The 16,464-nt window shown below is 69.0% G+C and carries 15 protein-coding genes; 11 read left to right on the top strand and 4 right to left on the bottom strand.

The window, feature by feature from the left end; translation table 11 throughout:
- The first annotated feature begins 3 nt into the window (after positions 1-3).
- The 9 genes from ureE (at position 4) to SPF06_RS05050 (ending at position 6,926) form a co-directional block, all read left to right on the top strand.
- A complete protein-coding gene (gene ureE / locus SPF06_RS05090; RefSeq protein WP_323277881.1) occupies positions 4-537 on the top strand; it encodes an urease accessory protein UreE in 534 nt (177 codons plus the stop codon).
- Between the two features lie 8 nt (positions 538-545).
- Positions 546-1,253 (top strand): urease accessory protein UreF, encoded by a 708-nt coding sequence (locus tag SPF06_RS05085; protein ID WP_323277880.1) that lies wholly within the window; start codon positions 546-548, stop codon positions 1,251-1,253.
- An 11-nt stretch (positions 1,254-1,264) separates the two neighbouring features.
- Complete coding sequence (ureG, locus tag SPF06_RS05080; protein ID WP_323277879.1) at positions 1,265-1,879, top strand: urease accessory protein UreG; 615 nt, start codon at positions 1,265-1,267, stop codon at positions 1,877-1,879.
- Positions 1,876-2,814, top strand: coding sequence for an urease accessory protein UreD (locus tag SPF06_RS05075; protein ID WP_323277878.1), 939 nt, complete (start codon positions 1,876-1,878; stop codon positions 2,812-2,814). The genes ureG and SPF06_RS05075 overlap by 4 nt, the downstream gene beginning before the upstream one ends.
- A gap of 243 nt (positions 2,815-3,057) precedes the next feature.
- Positions 3,058-3,573 carry an acyl-CoA thioesterase gene (locus SPF06_RS05070; RefSeq protein ID WP_323277877.1) on the top strand — a complete coding sequence of 172 codons (516 nt, stop codon included), beginning with the start codon at positions 3,058-3,060 and terminating at the stop codon, positions 3,571-3,573.
- A gap of 256 nt (positions 3,574-3,829) precedes the next feature.
- Positions 3,830-4,573, top strand: a complete 744-nt coding sequence (locus SPF06_RS05065; protein WP_323277876.1) for a hypothetical protein — start codon at positions 3,830-3,832, stop codon at positions 4,571-4,573.
- Between the two features lie 176 nt (positions 4,574-4,749).
- Positions 4,750-5,490 (top strand): sortase family protein, encoded by a 741-nt coding sequence (locus tag SPF06_RS05060; protein ID WP_323277875.1) that lies wholly within the window; start codon positions 4,750-4,752, stop codon positions 5,488-5,490.
- Between the two features lie 59 nt (positions 5,491-5,549).
- A complete protein-coding gene (locus SPF06_RS05055; RefSeq protein ID WP_323277874.1) occupies positions 5,550-6,287 on the top strand; it encodes a hypothetical protein in 738 nt (245 codons plus the stop codon).
- A 264-nt stretch (positions 6,288-6,551) separates the two neighbouring features.
- Positions 6,552-6,926 carry a hypothetical protein gene (locus SPF06_RS05050; protein WP_323277873.1) on the top strand — a complete coding sequence of 125 codons (375 nt, stop codon included), beginning with the start codon at positions 6,552-6,554 and terminating at the stop codon, positions 6,924-6,926.
- A 129-nt stretch (positions 6,927-7,055) separates the two neighbouring features.
- Here SPF06_RS05050 and SPF06_RS05045 read toward each other — a convergent pair whose 3' ends face one another.
- On the bottom strand, positions 7,056-10,634 hold the full coding sequence (locus tag SPF06_RS05045; protein ID WP_323277872.1) for a TM0106 family RecB-like putative nuclease: 3,579 nt from the start codon (positions 10,632-10,634) through the stop codon (positions 7,056-7,058).
- 239 nt (positions 10,635-10,873) lie between these two features.
- Between SPF06_RS05045 and SPF06_RS05040 the strand changes: the two genes are divergently transcribed.
- Positions 10,874-11,686, top strand: coding sequence for a pullulanase X25 domain-containing protein (locus SPF06_RS05040; RefSeq protein WP_323277871.1), 813 nt, complete (start codon positions 10,874-10,876; stop codon positions 11,684-11,686).
- Positions 11,687-11,938: 252 nt separating this feature from the next.
- On the top strand, positions 11,939-12,637 hold the full coding sequence (locus SPF06_RS05035; RefSeq protein ID WP_323277870.1) for an HNH endonuclease family protein: 699 nt from the start codon (positions 11,939-11,941) through the stop codon (positions 12,635-12,637).
- A 9-nt stretch (positions 12,638-12,646) separates the two neighbouring features.
- On the opposite strand, the gene SPF06_RS05030 is transcribed toward SPF06_RS05035, so the two are convergent.
- The 3 genes from SPF06_RS05030 to SPF06_RS05020 all read right to left on the bottom strand — a co-directional run bounded on the left by SPF06_RS05030 (position 12,647) and on the right by SPF06_RS05020 (position 16,426).
- The gene (locus SPF06_RS05030; RefSeq protein WP_323277869.1) at positions 12,647-13,774 is read right to left on the bottom strand and encodes a 5-methylcytosine restriction system specificity protein McrC; all 1,128 of its coding nucleotides are present in this window, start codon (positions 13,772-13,774) and stop codon (positions 12,647-12,649) included.
- A complete protein-coding gene (locus SPF06_RS05025) occupies positions 13,771-15,957 on the bottom strand; it encodes an McrB family protein (RefSeq protein ID WP_323277868.1) in 2,187 nt (728 codons plus the stop codon). Before SPF06_RS05025 ends, SPF06_RS05030 begins: the two co-directional genes overlap by 4 nt.
- A 109-nt stretch (positions 15,958-16,066) precedes the next feature.
- Positions 16,067-16,426: an iron chaperone gene (locus tag SPF06_RS05020; protein ID WP_323277867.1), complete on the bottom strand. Its 360-nt coding sequence runs from the start codon at positions 16,424-16,426 to the stop codon at positions 16,067-16,069.
- Positions 16,427-16,464 lie beyond the last annotated feature (38 nt).

Genomic DNA, 16,464 nt, shown 5'->3' with positions numbered 1-16,464 from the left:
CCTATGATCGTCACCGAAATCCTCGGCAACCTGCACGACGGCGACGCCGCCGCCGCGTACGGCGCGCACCATCGCGAACGGGTCGTGCTCCCGAGCGCGGACCTCGCGAAACGCATCCAGCGCGTCCGTACGGACCACGGGACCGAACTCGGGATCCGCCTCCCGGCGGGCGCGCCCGATCTGCGCGACGGCGACATCCTCGCCGTCGCGCCCGGTGACCCCCACGGCGGGGCTGGCAAAGCGCACGGCGGGACGGGCAACGTCATCGTGGTCTCCGTCGAGGCGGCCGACGTCCTCGTCATCGCCCCGCGCACCCTCGGCGAGGCGCTGTTCGCGGCGCATTCGCTCGGCAACCGGCACCTCCAGGCCCAGTTCTTCGGCCCGGACAGCGAGATCGGACGCGCCGCGGGCCAGGACGTCATGGTGTGCCAGTACGACCACACCGTGCAGGAATTCCTCGACCGCCACGGCGTCCCCTACGCCCGCGAGGAACGGGTCATGGCAGTGCCGTTCCGCCATGCCGAGCACACGCACTGATGCTGCCCATGTATTCCCCGCCCGCCCTCAGCGTGTTTTCCCCGCCCGCCCTCACCGTGCTTCTCCAGCTCACCGACTCCGCCCTGCCCACGGGCGCGTTCAGCCACTCGTTCGGGCTCGAGTCGTATCTCGAATCGGGCGAGGTCCGCGACGAGCCGACCCTCCTCGCATGGCTCAACGGCTTCCTCGCGACCCAGCTCACGCACACGGACGCCGTCGCGATCCGTCGGACGTGCCGCGCGCAGGACGAGGACGAGATCGCGGCGCTCGACGCAGAGCTCACGGCGCTCCTCATCCCGGCCCAGATCCGCGGGGCGAGCCTCAAGATGGGGCGTCGGGTGCTTGAGATCGCGCGGGAGTCGTTCCCGTCCGCACGCGTCGAGGCGTACGCCAAGGCGACGGCGGCCGGCGACTGCGCGGGCCACTACACGATCGCGTTCGCGCTCTCAGGCGCGGGGCAGGGCCTCGACGAGGAGACGCTCGTCGGCGCCTACCTCTATTCGACCCTCACGTCGCTCGCCTACAACGCCGTCCGCGCGATTCCGCTCGGCCAGCTCGCGGGCCAGCGCGTCCTCGCGGCGCTCCGCGCGGAGGTGCCGGCCGCCGTCGAACGCTCCCGCACGGCGGATCCGCGCCATTTCGGCGCCGCTGCGCCCGCCCTCGAAATCCACCAGATGCGGCACGAGCACCAGCGCGCCCGCATGTTCATGAGCTGAAGGAGAGTCCTGTGGGAGATCCCATCATCATCGGCATCGGCGGCCCCGTGGGCGCGGGCAAGACGCAGCTCGTCGAGCGCATCACGAGGGCGCTCATCGGCGAGCTCTCGATGGCCGCCATCACGAACGACATCTACACGATCGAGGACGCGAAGATCCTCGCCCGGAACGGGGTACTGCCGGAGGACCGGATCGTCGGCGTCGAGACGGGCGGCTGCCCGCACACGGCGATCCGCGAGGACACGTCGATGAACACGGCCGCGATCGAGGACCTCAAGGCGCGCCATCCCGACCTCGAGCTCATCTTCGTCGAGTCCGGCGGGGACAATCTTTCGGCGACGTTCAGCCCCGAGCTCGTTGACTTCTCGGTCTACGTGATCGACGTCGCGCAGGGCGAGAAGATCCCGCGCAAGGCGGGGCAGGGCATGATCAAGTCGGACCTCCTCGTCATCAACAAGACAGACCTCGCGCCGTTCGTCGGCGCCGATCTCGCGGTCATGGAGCGCGACTCGAAGTCGTTCCGAGGCGAGAGGCCGTTCTGCTTCACGAACCTCAAGGCGGACGAGGGCCTCGACTACGTGATCGACTGGATCCGCCGCGACGTGCTCCTCACGGACCTCGCGTGACGGCCGTGCTCGGCTCGGGGGCCAGCGGTGCCCTCGCGGGGGACGAGCGGACGACGGCGGCATCGCGGCTCACGGGCGAGCTGCGCCTCCGCGTCGCGCTCCGCGGCGGACGCAGCACGGTCGTGGACCAGTTCCATGTCGGCTCGCTGCGCGTGCTCCGGGCGCACCACGACGCCTCGGGCGTGCCGACGCTCATGGCGATCAACCCCGGCGGCGGGTACCTCGGCGGCGACGCGTACGAGACACGCCTCGAGGTCGGAGCCGGAGCGTCGGCCCTCCTCACGACCCAGTCCGCGACGAAGGTCTACCGCACCCCGCAGGGGCCAGCCCGAGCCGAACTGCGCCTCGTCCTCGGGGCCGGTGCGCGGCTCGAGTCGGTTCCGGATGCCCTCATCGCGTACCGTGACGCCCGCTACCACCAGGACACCGTCGTGGACATGGCGCCTGACGCGTCGCTCGCGCTAGCGGAGGTCGTCACGCACGGCTGGTCCCCTGACGGCGAGCCCTTCCGCTTCGACGAGGTCTCGCTCGTGACCCGCGTCCGCCTCGGCGGTCGCCTCGCGGTCGCGGACAACCTCCTTATCCGCCCCGGCGACGGCGGCCCGGGCGCCGTCGGGCCTGGTGCCCGCGGGTCTGGACCGCTCGGGCCTGGCTCACTCATGCTCGGCGGCCGAACGCACGTCGGCTCGCTCCTCGTGGTCGACCCGCGGGCGGACGACGGCGCCGTCGTCGCCCTCCGCGCCCTGCTCGCCGAGCGCTTCCCCTCGCCTCCCGCAGGGCCGCTCGTCGGGGTTACGCGCCTTGCGGTGCCGGGGTTCGCGCTCCGCGCGCTGGCCGACTCGACCCAATCCGCGGAAGCCGTGCTCGTGGCGGTGCTCGACTGGATGCGCGCGGCCTGGCAGGGCCTTCCGCCGATCGAGCTGCGGAAGCTCTGACGGCCTCCTCGGCATCCCCGCACGTGTAACGCGAATTAAACACCGGGGACACCGCCGCGCAAGCTCGCTTCCTTAGGCTGGAAGCAACGAACGGCCGGGGCAGCCGAGCAGCGAGCTCGGGCCCCGCCGCCAGGACCACACCGAGGCCCCGAAGGTGGCCGTGCCGGCGGAGCATCTAGCGCTCCGGGCGCGGCTCCGGCTCGCGGGGCCTCGGGCGGCCCGGCGTGTGATAGACCGGACGGCATGACGAGAGCGGAACAGGCCGATGCCCTGCGCGCAGACGGTGCGGCGGACGGCGGCTACCGCCTGCGGGTCCGGGTTCCCATGCGGTGGGGCGACATGGACGCGTACGGGCACATCAACAACGTGCAGATCGTGCGCATGCTCGAGGAAGCGCGCATCGCGGCGTTCGGCCCTCCCGGCGGCACGGGAGCGTCCGGCATCGATCCCGAAGTCCCCCTGTTCTCCGACGTTCCACACGGTACCCTGGCACTCGTCGTCGAGCACCGGGTCCGGTACGTGAAGCCGCTCGACTACCGCAACGTCCCCGCCGAGGTCGACGTGTGGGTGAGCGGGCTCAAGGCCGCCGCCCTCACCCTCGACTACATCATCCATGACCCCGTCGACGGGCACGAATGCGTGCGGGCGACGACGGCGCTCGCCTTTGTCGATGAGGCGTCTGGCAGGCTTCTGCGCCTCACGCCCGAGCAGCGAGAGCGACTCTCCCCGTTCGTCGGGAAAGGGCTGTTCGAGCGCTGAGAGCGTCGAATTGCGGATAGAATTCCGGGCTCTGGCTATCCTTGAAGGAAAGTGCCGGGAACGGCGTCATGAATGGGCCGTCTGTGTATCCTCCCAGTGTCTCGGTAGAACAAATGGGGAGGCTCCAATGGGAACTGCAGTGGATACGGTGGCGCATGCGCGCTCCCGTGACGAATTCAATCTTGACCTATCAAATACTGTAACGCGGCTTAACAGAATTCGTTCAGTCACGCGCCACAGGCTGGCAAATTCTGATTTGACACGCGCATTCCTCGGCGCGGCCCTCACCCTCGTCGAAGAGCGGTACATGGGCAGTTCATTCGACGCGACGGACGAGGAAGCCGTTCCACTCGCGTACCTCTCGCGCCCGAGAGTCCTGCGGCGCACCCAGGAGCGATGGCCGGAGCTCGTGCCCACCGAGGCGAAGTTCCGGGACCGCTGGGTGGGGCAGCAGGACTTCCTCGCGGACTTCATCTCGTATGCGCTCGCAGTCCGGCACCGTCGGTTCGAGAAGACGATCGCCGAGTGGGCGGGGGAGCTGACGACGCCCGGGCATGACTTCGCGCGCGCCGTTCATGCGATCGCGTACCGCGGCATGCGGCTCATGGTCGACCTTCCCGCGTTCCGCCTGCAGCTGCTTGCCGCCGCCTCGGCAGATGACGACGTGGCTGCGGATATCCTCCACGAGGCCATCGATTCGATGTGCCGCACCCTCGTCGAGCTGCACGAGCTGGTGGTTGGCCGGTTCGGCCTGCGCCTCCGACCGGGGATCTCGTCGGAGCATGTCGCCATGCTCCTGCAGGCCCTCGCGGAGGGCCTCGGAATCAGGCTTCTGGCTGGACAGGAATCCCGCATTCTCGACCCAGAGCGCGAAGCCTCACTGCTCGGGACGGCGGCCCTCGGGCTTTTCATGTCCCTGTGCGATCCGGGCGACGGAATGAGCGTCGAGGACGCGGCCCGACAATTCGTCCGGGCCTCTGTGTCGTCCGTCACCTCCTGACAGGAGGAGTTTGCAGGTGGAGTTCTCCTGAAGAATTGTCGGGAGGATTTTGCCTGTGGTCTCGCCGAGCGAACCTTGAAAGTCCAGTTTCGATGGATCTAGAACCGCCGAATACTTAGATGCTGCACTGAATCCCATGGGGAATTCCGGAAATCCGGAATGCGGAAGGGGATTCAGTGCGCAGAGTCAGGGCCAAGCATGGCGCGCCGGACGCCGTCCGCCCGGCCATGCTGGCCGGGGCATGCCTTCTCGCCTTGGTCGGAACCGGGCTCCAACTCTCCTCCAGCGCACTGGCCACGGGGCGGGACGCCGCCCCCGGCACCCACGCGGCGACGCCCCCATCGTCGTCCTCCCCGCCTGCCGTGCCTGCGGCGACGCGCGCCATCCCCAGCATCGCGTCGTCGCAGGCCGGTAGCGCCGCCTCGCCCTCGGAGACCCCGGCCGGGTTCAGTTCCCCGGCTGGCCCTCCCGTGGCCTTCGCGTGGCCGGCGGCTGGGCTCTCGGTGGACGTAGTCCCCATGGACTGGGATCCGAAGGAGCCCGTCGACCCGCCTCTCGACTCTCGTCATGTCGATCCGGTGGGGCACTGGCTGGTCGATACAGGGGGCGCCACGGGCGTGCGACCGGCGGTCATCGCCGGCCACACGTGCCACGCGGGCGTCCCGCTCTGCAACGACGCGACGTTCCCCTTCAACCGGCTCAGCTTCGCCGACTGGGCGGTGGGGCAGGCCGCGTCCGTGACCGATCGCGAGGGGCGCGTCACGCAGTGCTCGCTCGAAAGCCGGCAGTCCATCGACAAATCGAAGGCGTTCACCTTCGGCAACGAGCCGTGCACCGTCGTCGCCTTCTCGTGCAACTACCTCGACCCCGACGGGCAGATCGTGCTCGTGACGTTCCGCTGCGGCCAATGCACGTGAGGCTGCGCCCCCGACTTCTCACCGTCTCTTCCGACACCATAGAAAGCAAGGACTACATCATGCGCCCCCTCACTTCACCCGCGCGCCGCGCAGTGCGCCGGTTGGCCTTCGTGGCCGCGGCAGGCCTGCTGGCGGCGGGCGTCGCGACGAGCCCCGCTCTGGCGGCATCCGGCGACGGCAAACAGGACAACTTCGACGCCAAGAAGATCACGTATTGTCACGGCACGGGGTCCACCTCGAACCCGTACGTCGGTCTCACGACGAGCGTCGCCGCGTTCTACAGCGCCGGCCACATCGATCACACCGACGACATCTGGCCCGCGTTCTCCTACGTCAAGGGTGGCGCGACGTACGACGTCGCGGCCCAGAACCTCGGCCTCCTGCCTGCCTACGGGGTGACCGGCGCGGCCATCCTGGCCGCCGGGTGCGCGATCCCGGCCGCGAGCCCGACGCCGACCCCCACACAGACCGTCACGCCCACGCGGACTGTGACGCCGACTGATCCCGCGACGCAGCAGGTGGTGACGCCGACGCCAGCCGTGACGCCGACCGTGACGCCGACGCCAACTCCAACGGGGACGCCCACGACGTCGCCGAGCCTTGTCATGGCGGGGGATCCGGGCACGAGCACGCCTGCCGCAGCGAACGGCGACGTGACCCTCTCGGCCCAGACCGCGGCCTATGCTCCTGCTCCGAGCGTCCTCCCGTCCTCTCTGCTGCTCGCATCCGGCATGCTGCTTGGGGCGTGGGCTGCGCTCACAGCGTTCGCTGACCGCCGCCGCGGCCGCCACGCCTGATCGCTCCTGGGCAAATCGGGGCCCTCGTGACGTGTCGCGGGGCCCCGATCGCCGCCCACCACTGAGACCGGGCTGAAGGCGTCCACGGAGGCGACGCCAAGCCGTGCGGAAATCGGCCTCCGTGGCGCCCACTGGAGGCCTCCGTGGCGGACATCCGGACGATCAGTGGCCGGCAGCAGTGAAAGGATTCCCGGGTGGGCAGGGTCCCGGAACGCATCTGGGAGCCCGCAAATCCGATCATGCGATTCCGACAAGGGGACTTCTATGAGCGCGACTCCGCTTCCGCCGACGCCAGATCATCACCCGACCGTGCCCTCGCAGGCGGACGTTCCTCCGGCCCCGCCTCGGTACACCGCCAGCGACAGCGCGGTCTCCCGCCCCGCGACCCAAAGCAAGATCCTCGGGATCGTTGCCGCCTCCCTCGGCGGGGCCGCGCTGCTGCTGAGCATCTTCCCGCTGCTCGCGTTCCCCCTCGCCATTGCCTCGGTGGTGTGCGCGATCATCGCGCTCGTACGTCGGGCCGGAGAGAAGGTGCTCCCGTTCCTCGGAATCGGCCTCAGCGTGCTCGCCCTGGCCATCGGGATCGTTCTGATCGTCATCACAGTCAATCTCATGCAGCAGTCGGGCAGAACCTTCTGAGCCGCGCTCCGGGCCGGCGGTTCCGGGCTCTGCGCTTGGCGCCTGCGGGCTCTGGGCCCGAGCGTTCTATGCCTGCGCGCTCGGGTCCGTGCGTCAACGTGCGGGCGCTCTGAACTCCGTGCACAGACGTTATCCGCCGCACAGCCGGATGAAGGCCCCCAACTCTTCGAGGGCCTCGGGCTTTGACGGCAGATAGACCGTGAGCCGCGGCGAACGGACGACGACGGCCCGCCACTTGGCGCGGGACACCGCGACGTTGATGCGGTTGCGGTTGATGAGGAACTCCATGCCGCGGGGCGCTTCTCCCGGATCGGAGCAGGCCAGCGAGACGATCGCGACGACCGCTTCCTGCCCTTGGAAGCGGTCGACCGTTCCGACGGGCGTTGCGCGTAGCCCGGCCTCGTCCAGCGCCTCGCGGATGAGGTTGACCTGGGCGTTGTAGGCGGCCACGACGATGATGTCCTGGGGTTCGAGCGGCCGCGTCGCGCCGCCCTCGGTCCACGGAATCCCGACGTGCCGCTGTGCCTGGCGGACGACTTCCTCGGCTTCCTCCCTTGAAGAGGTCGCGTTGCCTGAATGATCGACGAGAACTGTCTCGACCCCCGCCAGAAGGCCTGCGAGGTCTCTCTCACGGGCCGCTTGAGCGGAACGGAGCCTCCCTGCATAGGAGAGCCGCGACACCGCCTCGCACAGGGCAGGGGACATCCTCCACGATTCGGGAAGAAAATAGCCGAACTCGGCGGGGAGAACTGCGTGGCCCTGAGCAAGCCACCCGAGCGCTGATTCGTTGACGGGCTCGGGGTGCTGGCCCTGGCTGACCTGCGGGAGCTGCTGCGGATCGCCGAGCAGGAGGAGGCGTGACGCTGCCCGGCTCACGGCGATCGTGTTCGCGAGCGAGAACTGGCCGGCCTCGTCGATCACGAGCAGGTCGAGCGATCCCGGCGGGACGGAGGTGCCTGTCATGGTCCACGCCGTCCCGCCGACGAGGCAGCCTCGGGCACCGCTCAGGAGAGCCTCGATCGCCTCGTTGCTTCTGTTCTCTTCGGGCCAGGGAAGGGAATTCGCCGTCTCCGGCGCACCTTCCTTGGGCTTTTTGGCGACGAGGCCGCGCGGAACGCCGTCGTCAATGGCTCGGCACAGCACGTTCTCCACGACCGCGTGCGAGTTCCCCACGACGCCCACTTTCCATCCGGACGCGACGAGCCGGGCGATGACGCGGCTGGCCACGAACGTCTTGCCGCTCCCTGGCGGGCCCTGCACGGCGAGGTAGGAGCGGTCGAGGATGCGTACCGCCGCCTCGATCGTGTCGGGGAGCGTGGCCGCGCCGTCTGCCGCCGGGAGCGGAGCGCTGGTCAGGGTGCGCGGCGGGAGCCGGCGGAGTAGATCGACGGCCGGTTGTTCGATCATGTCGGGAAGGGCGTCGGCCGCGAGCCGCGCGAGTTCGGCCTGGGCTGCCTCGATGCTCTTGGTCCCGAGCGGCGGCTCCTCCGTGAGCGCCACCGGCAGCTGATCGTAGGGTTCGGCGCCCCTCCGCGTCTTTTCCCTGATCACGAGCACGTCGTCGCCGTCCTCGGCGCCGATCTCGAGGATGACCGTTCCGTTCCAGCCGTTTCGCCCGAGCCCCTGGCCATCGGTCGGCTCGAGCTGGCCGGGGAGAGGCTGCTCGAACTCGCGGAACCACGAGCTGCCCTCGCGGAAATCCGATCCGGGGGTGATCTGGCCGCGGAGCTTCACGGTCCGCGCGAGCGTCTGCTTGTCCTGCTGCCAGTCCGTGAGCACTTCGCCCGAACGCGCGACGAAGGCGTTCCGCACTCCCTCGAGTTCTCCCAGTGGGCGCTCGAGCCGATCGAAATGAGCCCACCAGTACGACTTCTTCTCGCGAGGCCAGTACTGGACGGCTGCGGCGAGGAGGGCCACGGCGACGTCGTCGGCCTGCGGACGGCCGTCGTCGGCCGTTGTGCCGTGCTCGCCGCGCCCGGCGAGGTACTCGAGGAGCGGCCCGTCGGCGAGCTCTGCCTCGGTCTCAGGCGGCTCGGCTTGCCGCGGGGCGACGGGAGCGGCTCCAGGATGCGCGGCCCCGAGGCCGCGGAGCCACGCGTCGAGGCGCAGGGTCGAGACGCAGTCGTCCTTGTTGTACTCGAGGATGAGGTCGAGCACATGCTGGGCTTCGGCGTCCCTCGCCACGGACTCGGCGAGGTCGCCTTCAGCGGCGGCCCTCTGGGCGAGGTCCCGGGCCGTGCAGAACGCGGCGTACATCTCGACCGAGCCCGCGGCGCTCTGCAGCTCGGCCGTTCTGAGGTCGGCGCCCATGTAGAGCGGCTCGAGCTTCTTGATCGAGTAGGAGCGTTCCGAGATGCGGATGCTGTGGCGCACGGTTTCGTAGAGATCCACGAGTAGGCCCTCGCGCAGCCATGCATCGATGACCGCCTCGGCCGCGGCATGCCGTTGCGCGAGCCGACGCAGGGCGGTCTTCTCGTACGGCGCGTAATGGTAGACGTGGAGGTCCGGGAATCGGCTCCGGCGGCCTTCGATGTAGTCGACGAATTCGAGGAACGCGGCCTTCTCCTCGGCGAGTGTGTGGGCGAGGAAAGGCCTGAACACGGGTTCGCCGCTGCCCAGCGGCGGCTCGAGGACGCCGAAGAGATACTCGATGCCCCACACGCGGGTCACCGGGTCTTGCCACAGGGGGTCGCCTTCGAAGTCGAAGTAGACGTCCCCTGCGCTCGATCGGGGGAGGGCCGCGATGGTGTGGCTCGGCAGCACCTTGAAGCGTACTTCGTGTTCGGGGTCGTCGCCGTGGGCTGGGGCGAGGGCACCGCCGTCGCCCGTTTCGACACCCGTCTGGAAGCGCGCCTGCTCGCGCAGCCTCGCCATGGTCGCGTCCTCAGGATGCTCCGGTGCGGCCGCGAGCTCATCGATCGTCCGGATGCCCGCCTCGCGCAGCTTCTTCCTCCGCGAGAGGCTCATGCCCGCCACGAGCAGGAGGTCCCGACGGTCGGCCGCCTGGACGGCACAGTATTCGCACCGCCCGCACGCTGCGACGCCGGGTGCCTCCCACGTTGCGGGTCCGGGCTGTGCGAGGTGGGCGGCGGTCAGCTCGGTGACGCGGCGCCGTCGTTCGCGATAGGCCGGAAGGAGGTCGGGGAGGCTGAAGGACGCGCGGTCACCCGTGCCGAGGATGAGCGTCACCTCGTCCGACGGCTCGAAGCCTGCCTTGGCGAGCTGCTCGCCGTACGCGGCGAGCTGGAGCAGGGCCTCGACTTTCGCGTGGCGCGCGAGCTTCGTGTCGAACACCTGATACCGGCCGTCGCGCTGGCGGACCAGGAAGTCCGAGCGGCCGTGAAACTGCCCGTCGAAGAATCCTGCCTGATAGACGACGTCGGCGCCGTCCCGCAGCGGCTCGAGCGACTCCTCGTGCTTCGCGGCGAGGACTGGGCGGTCCATCACGGCCGCTTCGGTGATCTCGGCGACGCCTCCATTCCTCCCCGGCGACCAGGCTCCGTGCGCCGCGCGGAAGTCCTCGAGGACGGCCTGCTCGTGCAGATCTCCGAGCTTGGAAGCGCGCTCGCGCATGGGATCCTCGACGACAAGCTTCGGCACGCGGCCGAGCTTCTCGTCGAGCTGCCGCAGCAGCGCGAACTCGCACTTCGCCGCCGTGACGACATCCGTTGCCGAGAACACGAGCTCCTGGCTGTCGAGAAAGAACACGGGACCCCCTCCTTCGCTCCTGCATCCATGACACCACTCGCGTCTGACATTCTTAGCCACGCGACCTGTACCGAACCGTTGCGAAGCCTTAACTCTCCGGAAACCCGTATAGTGCAGGCTGAGAAAACCGACTGGCGATGTCACGATCGTGCGTCACAGTCGGTCACCTTGTCCGCGACTCGCGGGTAACCCGCAACCATAGGTGGGCAAGGACATCCATGCATAGAAGAGGGGATGGGATGGCGAAAAACGCATCCGACAAGCTGGAAGCCCGACTCAAGGCCGTTCTCGACGGCCTCGCAGACGCCCGCTGGGCGGGGGAGACCCCGAACGCAGGGGCGGTGCTCGCCGAGGCAGTGGAGCAGGTTCCGTTCGACGAGCACGAGGCGTCCCTCCTCTCCGGGGGGATTCCGCGTGGGCACAAGGCTCTCACGACCGCAACCGCCAAGCTTGCGAAGGCCGGCTGGATGGTCAAGGGCCGCGCGGGCTGGTCGATCACGGACGACGGCCTGCGTGCGCTCGTCGCCTTCCCGACTGTCGATGCGCTCGCCGAGGCTCTCGCCGAGGGCACGCCGATTCCGGCCGACGTCGCGGTTCCCACGGCTCCGACAGGAGCCAAGAAGACCGCTAAGAAGGCGCCGGCCAAGCGCACTGCGAAGAAGGCCGCCGCCGAGCCGGCGTCGTCCGAAGCAGCTGCCGAGGCCCCTGTCGCGCCCGAGGCCGAGCAGCCCGTGGCACAGCCTGTCCTTGAGGGCCAGCCCGATTCGGTCGCCATTGCAGGCGACTTCGGCGCTGCCCTCGGTGCCGAGGCCGACTGGGAGCCAAGCTTGGACGCCGTCCAGATGGGCCTCGACGCCGCCTCTGCGCAGTGGCGCCGCACCGTCGACCTCCCCGCTGGCACGTACACGTTCAAGATTGCGATCGATCGCTCGTGGGACGAGAACTACGGCGCGTTCGGCCACCCGGGCGGCGCGAACCACGAGCTCAAGCACGACGGCGGGCCTGTCACCATCGTGTACGACCACGCGACCAAGGACGTGGCCTTCTCCTAAGGCCTCTTCACCGACTGCTCCGTAACTGTCGTTTTCGGACCTCAGAACGACAGTTGCGGAGCAGTCGTTCGTCTCTCAAGTCCTCCACAGGGCGAGATGTCCACATAGGGCCGCTGCAGGGGGACGTGGGGCAGCGAATCTGCCTACGGTGATGGAACCATCCGTCACCACCCTGGGGGGCCCATGCAGCAGCGAGCGTCTGGCGTGCTCCGTCGCCCACGCCTCATGGGGAGGCATGGGCCTGTAGTCCGTGTGGCCGCATCAGCTGTGGGCCTCGTGCTCGTGGGGGTGATGGCGTGGCTGCTCGGGATCGTCGACCCTCCGGGATTTGCCTCGCCGGCACCGTGGGCGGCCTCGCAGATCGGCAGCGTCCCCGCCGCACGGCTCGACGCGGCGAAGGCTGAGCTAGGGCGCATCGAGGTCGCGGGGCGTGCCGCGAAGACCGGATACGCGCGCGAGCGCTTCGGCGGGGCGTGGGACGACGTCGACCACAACGGCTGCGACACGAGGAACGACATCCTCGCCCGGGATCTCATTGACGCCGTCTTTGCGGCCGGCGCGGGCAGATGCATCGTCGCGTCCGGGACTCTCCGGGATCCCTACACCTCGCGGTCCATCCAGTTCCGGAGGGGCGAGCGATCGGGGGACGTCCAGATCGACCACGTCGTGCCGCTCTCCGATGCCTGGCAGAAAGGCGCCCAGCAGTGGACGGCGGAGCGCCGGCGCGAGTTCGCGAACGACCCCGCCAACCTCCTCGCCGTCGACGGCCCCGCGAACCAGGAGAAGGGCGACAGCGACCTCGCGACGTGGCTCCCACCCGCGAAGTCCTACCGCTGCGAGTACGCCGTCAGGATCGTCGAGGTCAAGGCGGCGTATCGGCTCCGCATGACGGAGGAAGAACGCCGCAAGGCCGGCGAACTGCTGGGCCAGTGCCGGACTCGGGCCGAGTAAGCAATGGGCCTAGCCGAGATAGGGGGCGACGGCGGCGATGAGCCGGTCGCGTATCTCGACGGAGGAGAGCGAGAGGTCGATCGTCGCGGCCCCAAGGCGGTGCCCCGCAGTGACGAACGACTCGGAGAGTGCAGCGCCTGCCGCCGGGTACAGCAAGAGGCCGCCCGCCGCGGCGGAGAGCGCATCCGTGGGGGATTCCTGCGCTCGCACAAAGGCATACAGCTCGAGCAGTTGACCGCCCCGGAGGGTTTCCCGGGCCAGTCGCCCGCCTGCGAGGGCGGGCATGAACTTCGTGCCGAGGATGAGACGCCGGCCACGCGCCGCGTCGTCGACCCACACGTCCGTGACGACGTGGGGCAGGACCGCGCTGAGGCCCGGCGTCGCGTTGCTCGGCTTGAGGTCGACCTTCCGGCCCCGGTGCACCGTCCACCCACGGGCTGTTCCGTGCGCGGTGTAGAACCCGCCGATGGCGCGCTCGAAGAGATGCTTGAACTGGCGCTCGGACATGTTCCCCCGGCCGTGTCCCTGAGCGAAGTACCCGGAGGGGAGCGCGAGCTCGAGTGCGAGCTTTGCCGCGAGAAGTACGGAGCGGTCGCGCGCGTCGTTGCGGGTGATCCGGACCTGGGCGTCCCGCTCGCCCGCGCGGCGGTTGAGCACGCCGACGCCCAGACGCGCGAGCCGGTCCGACTGCGAGCGGCAGCGGCGCGCGAGCTCTTCCTCGGCGCACAGGGGGGCAATCGCGTCGAGGGCCGAACGGATCATGCGGTTTCTCGGTGTGTCCACGGTCAGCTCTTCGAACCGGCACGCGACGAGCCCGCGCGAGAGAAGCTGGTGCGATTCCGTCCGCAACGTGTCGATGCCCCCGCGGACGCGGCTCAGGTCGCGAGCTGTCGGGGCGAACGACGGCGTGAGGGGTCGCCGCAGGCGGTCCTCCGTGCTTGCCGCGAGCAGTTCGGCGAGGAGCTCGGGCAGCTTCTCGGGGTACTCCTCGATGCCGTCGAAGGCCTCGGGCCCGGAGCGGTAGAACTCCGAGGCATACAGGAGCAGGAGCCAGACGTTGCGGAGGGGGATTTCCACCCCGCCGGCGACGACGACGCCGTCCCCGGCCGCCGTCGTCGTCCAGATGGGCACCGTCACGCGAAGCCGTCCAAGAGGGCCTCGGTCGCGGCGACCGCCTTGGCTGTGTCGTCGAACCAGTATTCCTCGAGCGTCGGCACGATCTCGGTGTCGACGACGCCTCGGAACCAGTCGTTGAAGGACGCCACGTGCTCTTCGGCGGGAGGCGTCACGAAGCTGTGGCCGAGGCGGAACTCGCCGCCGAGAGCAGGGTCCTCCGCGATGCGATCGTTGAGGGCCTCGAAGCGATGCCGCACGCGTTCGAGGTCTTCGGGCGCGACGTTGTGCCGTTTGGCCATCCACTCCTCCCAGGCATCATTGACGTTCGGCTCGAGCGAGACGAATGCGAAGCGGCGGCGGAACGCGAGGTCCATGATCGCGAGCGACCGGTCGGCGAGGTTCATCGTGCCGATGATGTACAGGTTGGAGGGAACGTGAACGGATTCCGAGCCCGAGCGCGGGTAGGCGAGCTGGAGCGATTCGCGGGGCGAGCGCTTGCCGGCCTCGATGAGCGTCAGGAGCTCGCCGAAGACCTGAACCGGATTCCCGCGGTTGATCTCCTCGATGAGCATGACGTGCGGAACGTCGGGCCTCGCGTTCGCCCGTTCGACCATCTCGAGGAAGGGGCCGTCGACAAGGGTGAGCTTTCCGTCCGAGCCCGGACGCCAGCCGCGCACGAAGTCCTCGTAGCTCGAATTCGGGTGGAACTGCGTCGCGCGCAGCGCCGACTTGTTGTCCCTCGTGCCGATGAGCGCGTACGCGAGCCGGCGCGCGAGCCACGTCTTGCCGGTTCCCGGCGGGCCCTGGAGGATGAGGTTCTTCTTCGAGCGCCAGCGCGCAAGGTAGCTGTTGAGTGCGGGCTCGGGGATGAAGCAGCCGTCGGTCACGATGTCGTGGACCGTGTAGCTCGCCTGGGGGGAGACGGGCGTCGGATCGTCGTCGTCCTCGGATTCGGGCCGGGCCACCGCTTCGGGTTGCGCCGCGCGGCCATCCCGCTCAAGGTATGCCGTCCACGAGAGCTCGGGGAACGAGTGCACCGCGAACTGCGGATCCTCGAATTTGGAGGCCAGTGTGTCGAGAAGCTGCGCGTAGGCCGAGCCGTCCGCCGCGAAGAAGTCCTGATCGAGCATGAGCTCGGTCTTGAGGTATTGGCGCGAGCGGCCGTCGAGCGGCACGAAGCTCCAGGGGCGGATCCAGAAGAGGCCCATCGTGAGCTTCGTTCCGACGCGGTAGATGTCCCGCGCGCGGCTGTAGGCCTGGGCAAATCGAAGCCGCTCGTGGTCTTCGCTCGTACCCGTGGCCGCGATGGCGGCCTCGAACACATCCCACAGGCTGTCGATGTCGTCCTTCTGGCGCGTTCCGGCGGTCGGGAAGAACCACGAGTTCTGGTTGTTCAGCAGGGGGATGCCATCGAAGCTCGTCGGGGCCGGCGCCTTGACGCCGAGGAGCTCAGCCCACCCAGCAGCGATCTCGGTGCGCTTCGCGGGCGTTGCGCCGCGGTTGAACGTGCCCATGATGGTGAAAGGGCAGATGTCGCGCAGCGGCATGGGGTTGTCGCGGCGATCGCGGTCCATGAGGAAGCTGAGTTCCTCGTGCCGCTCCTGCATCTCGCGCAGGCGGGCCAGGAGCTTGGGGCGCTTGTCCCGGTAGGCGAGCAGCGCCGTCGCCATCTCTTCGTAGAACGCGGTCCACCCGAAGTGCTGCTCCGGCTTGGGATCCTGGTCGGCGAACCGCTTCGCCCACGCCGGGTCGTTGCGGAAACGCTCGGTGTCCTGACCCTCGCCCCAGAACGCGAAGCGGATGAGCGCCTCGCGCATCCAGTGGCTCGGCGTGACCTTCCAGATCGTGTGGCGCCCCGTGTAGAAGTACCACTCTCGTGGGCTCTCAAGCCGCGTCCACTCGACCCCCACGCTGCGGCCGTCGCCCGGATTCGCCGTGACAACCCCGACCGCCTTGACGGTCATGACCGGGACTGCGTGTCCGCGGGCGTCGAAGGGCACGCCCTCCTTGCGCACCTGCGTCGTCTTGATCGCGATGCGGTCGCCGACCTTCATGGACTTGACGGTGTCGAGGTCGCGGTCTTCGAAGCCGTTCTCCCAGATGCCGTCTGCGATGAACCGCTCGGTCTGGTCGTGGGGATCGCGATCGGGGTAGAACGAGCCGACGAACCAGTACTGGCCCTCGGGAACGCTCGCGTCGGCCATGTTTCCTGCTCTCTGCGCGGGTGCTGGGGTGGGCACCCCAGAATTAGACCACGCCAAGATGACGTAGCGGCTAACGGGCCGGGAGTCCAGCCGCTGGCGCGAGAGTGCCCTATCTCCGTCGCGTTTTGGCCTCGATTTCTGCGAGGCGCAGCTCGACGATGCGTCGGACGAGCCCGTCCGGGACGGGGTGGTCGGCCGAGAATCGGAGCGTCCCGGCGGCCCAGTCGAAGCCCTCGAGCTCATCTGCGAGCTGGGGGAGAACCTGGCCGCTGAACGGATAGATGGCGAGGTGCTTCTTCGTCTCCAGGGCGCTCAGCAGGCCCTTGCCGTCGATGAGGAGAGCCGGCATTGCGTAGCTCATGCCCTCCACGGCTTCCGGCGCAAGCTCGCGCGCGATCGCGACGACGCGTGTGAGCGTCTCGCGGTTCGGTCCGGTCAGGGTCTCCAGGTAATCCGTCACGGTGCCCATGGGGACCATGATCGCACTGAGGCCCGCTATGGCTGCCT

The organism is Sinomonas terricola (genome assembly GCF_034931225.1).
In the GTDB taxonomy this organism is placed as follows: domain Bacteria; phylum Actinomycetota; class Actinomycetes; order Actinomycetales; family Micrococcaceae; genus Sinomonas; species Sinomonas terricola.
Note: the sequence above shows the minus strand (reverse complement) of the source record. Positions and strands in the feature narration are given on the sequence as shown.

Excerpts from the sequence above, each read along its gene's own strand:
- SPF06_RS05085 (WP_323277880.1), top strand. The coding sequence starts at position 546 with ATGTATTCCCCGCCCGCCCTCAGCGTGTTTTCCCCGCCCGCCCTCACC.
- SPF06_RS05020 (WP_323277867.1), bottom strand. The coding sequence starts at position 16,426 with ATGGGCACCGTGACGGATTACCTGGAGACCCTGACCGGACCGAACCGC.
- SPF06_RS05050 (WP_323277873.1), top strand. The coding sequence starts at position 6,552 with ATGAGCGCGACTCCGCTTCCGCCGACGCCAGATCATCACCCGACCGTG.
- SPF06_RS05070 (WP_323277877.1), top strand. The coding sequence starts at position 3,058 with ATGACGAGAGCGGAACAGGCCGATGCCCTGCGCGCAGACGGTGCGGCG.
- ureE (WP_323277881.1), top strand. The coding sequence starts at position 4 with ATGATCGTCACCGAAATCCTCGGCAACCTGCACGACGGCGACGCCGCC.
- SPF06_RS05025 (WP_323277868.1), bottom strand. The coding sequence starts at position 15,957 with ATGGCCGACGCGAGCGTTCCCGAGGGCCAGTACTGGTTCGTCGGCTCG.
- SPF06_RS05040 (WP_323277871.1), top strand. The coding sequence starts at position 10,874 with ATGGCGAAAAACGCATCCGACAAGCTGGAAGCCCGACTCAAGGCCGTT.
- SPF06_RS05055 (WP_323277874.1), top strand. The coding sequence starts at position 5,550 with ATGCGCCCCCTCACTTCACCCGCGCGCCGCGCAGTGCGCCGGTTGGCC.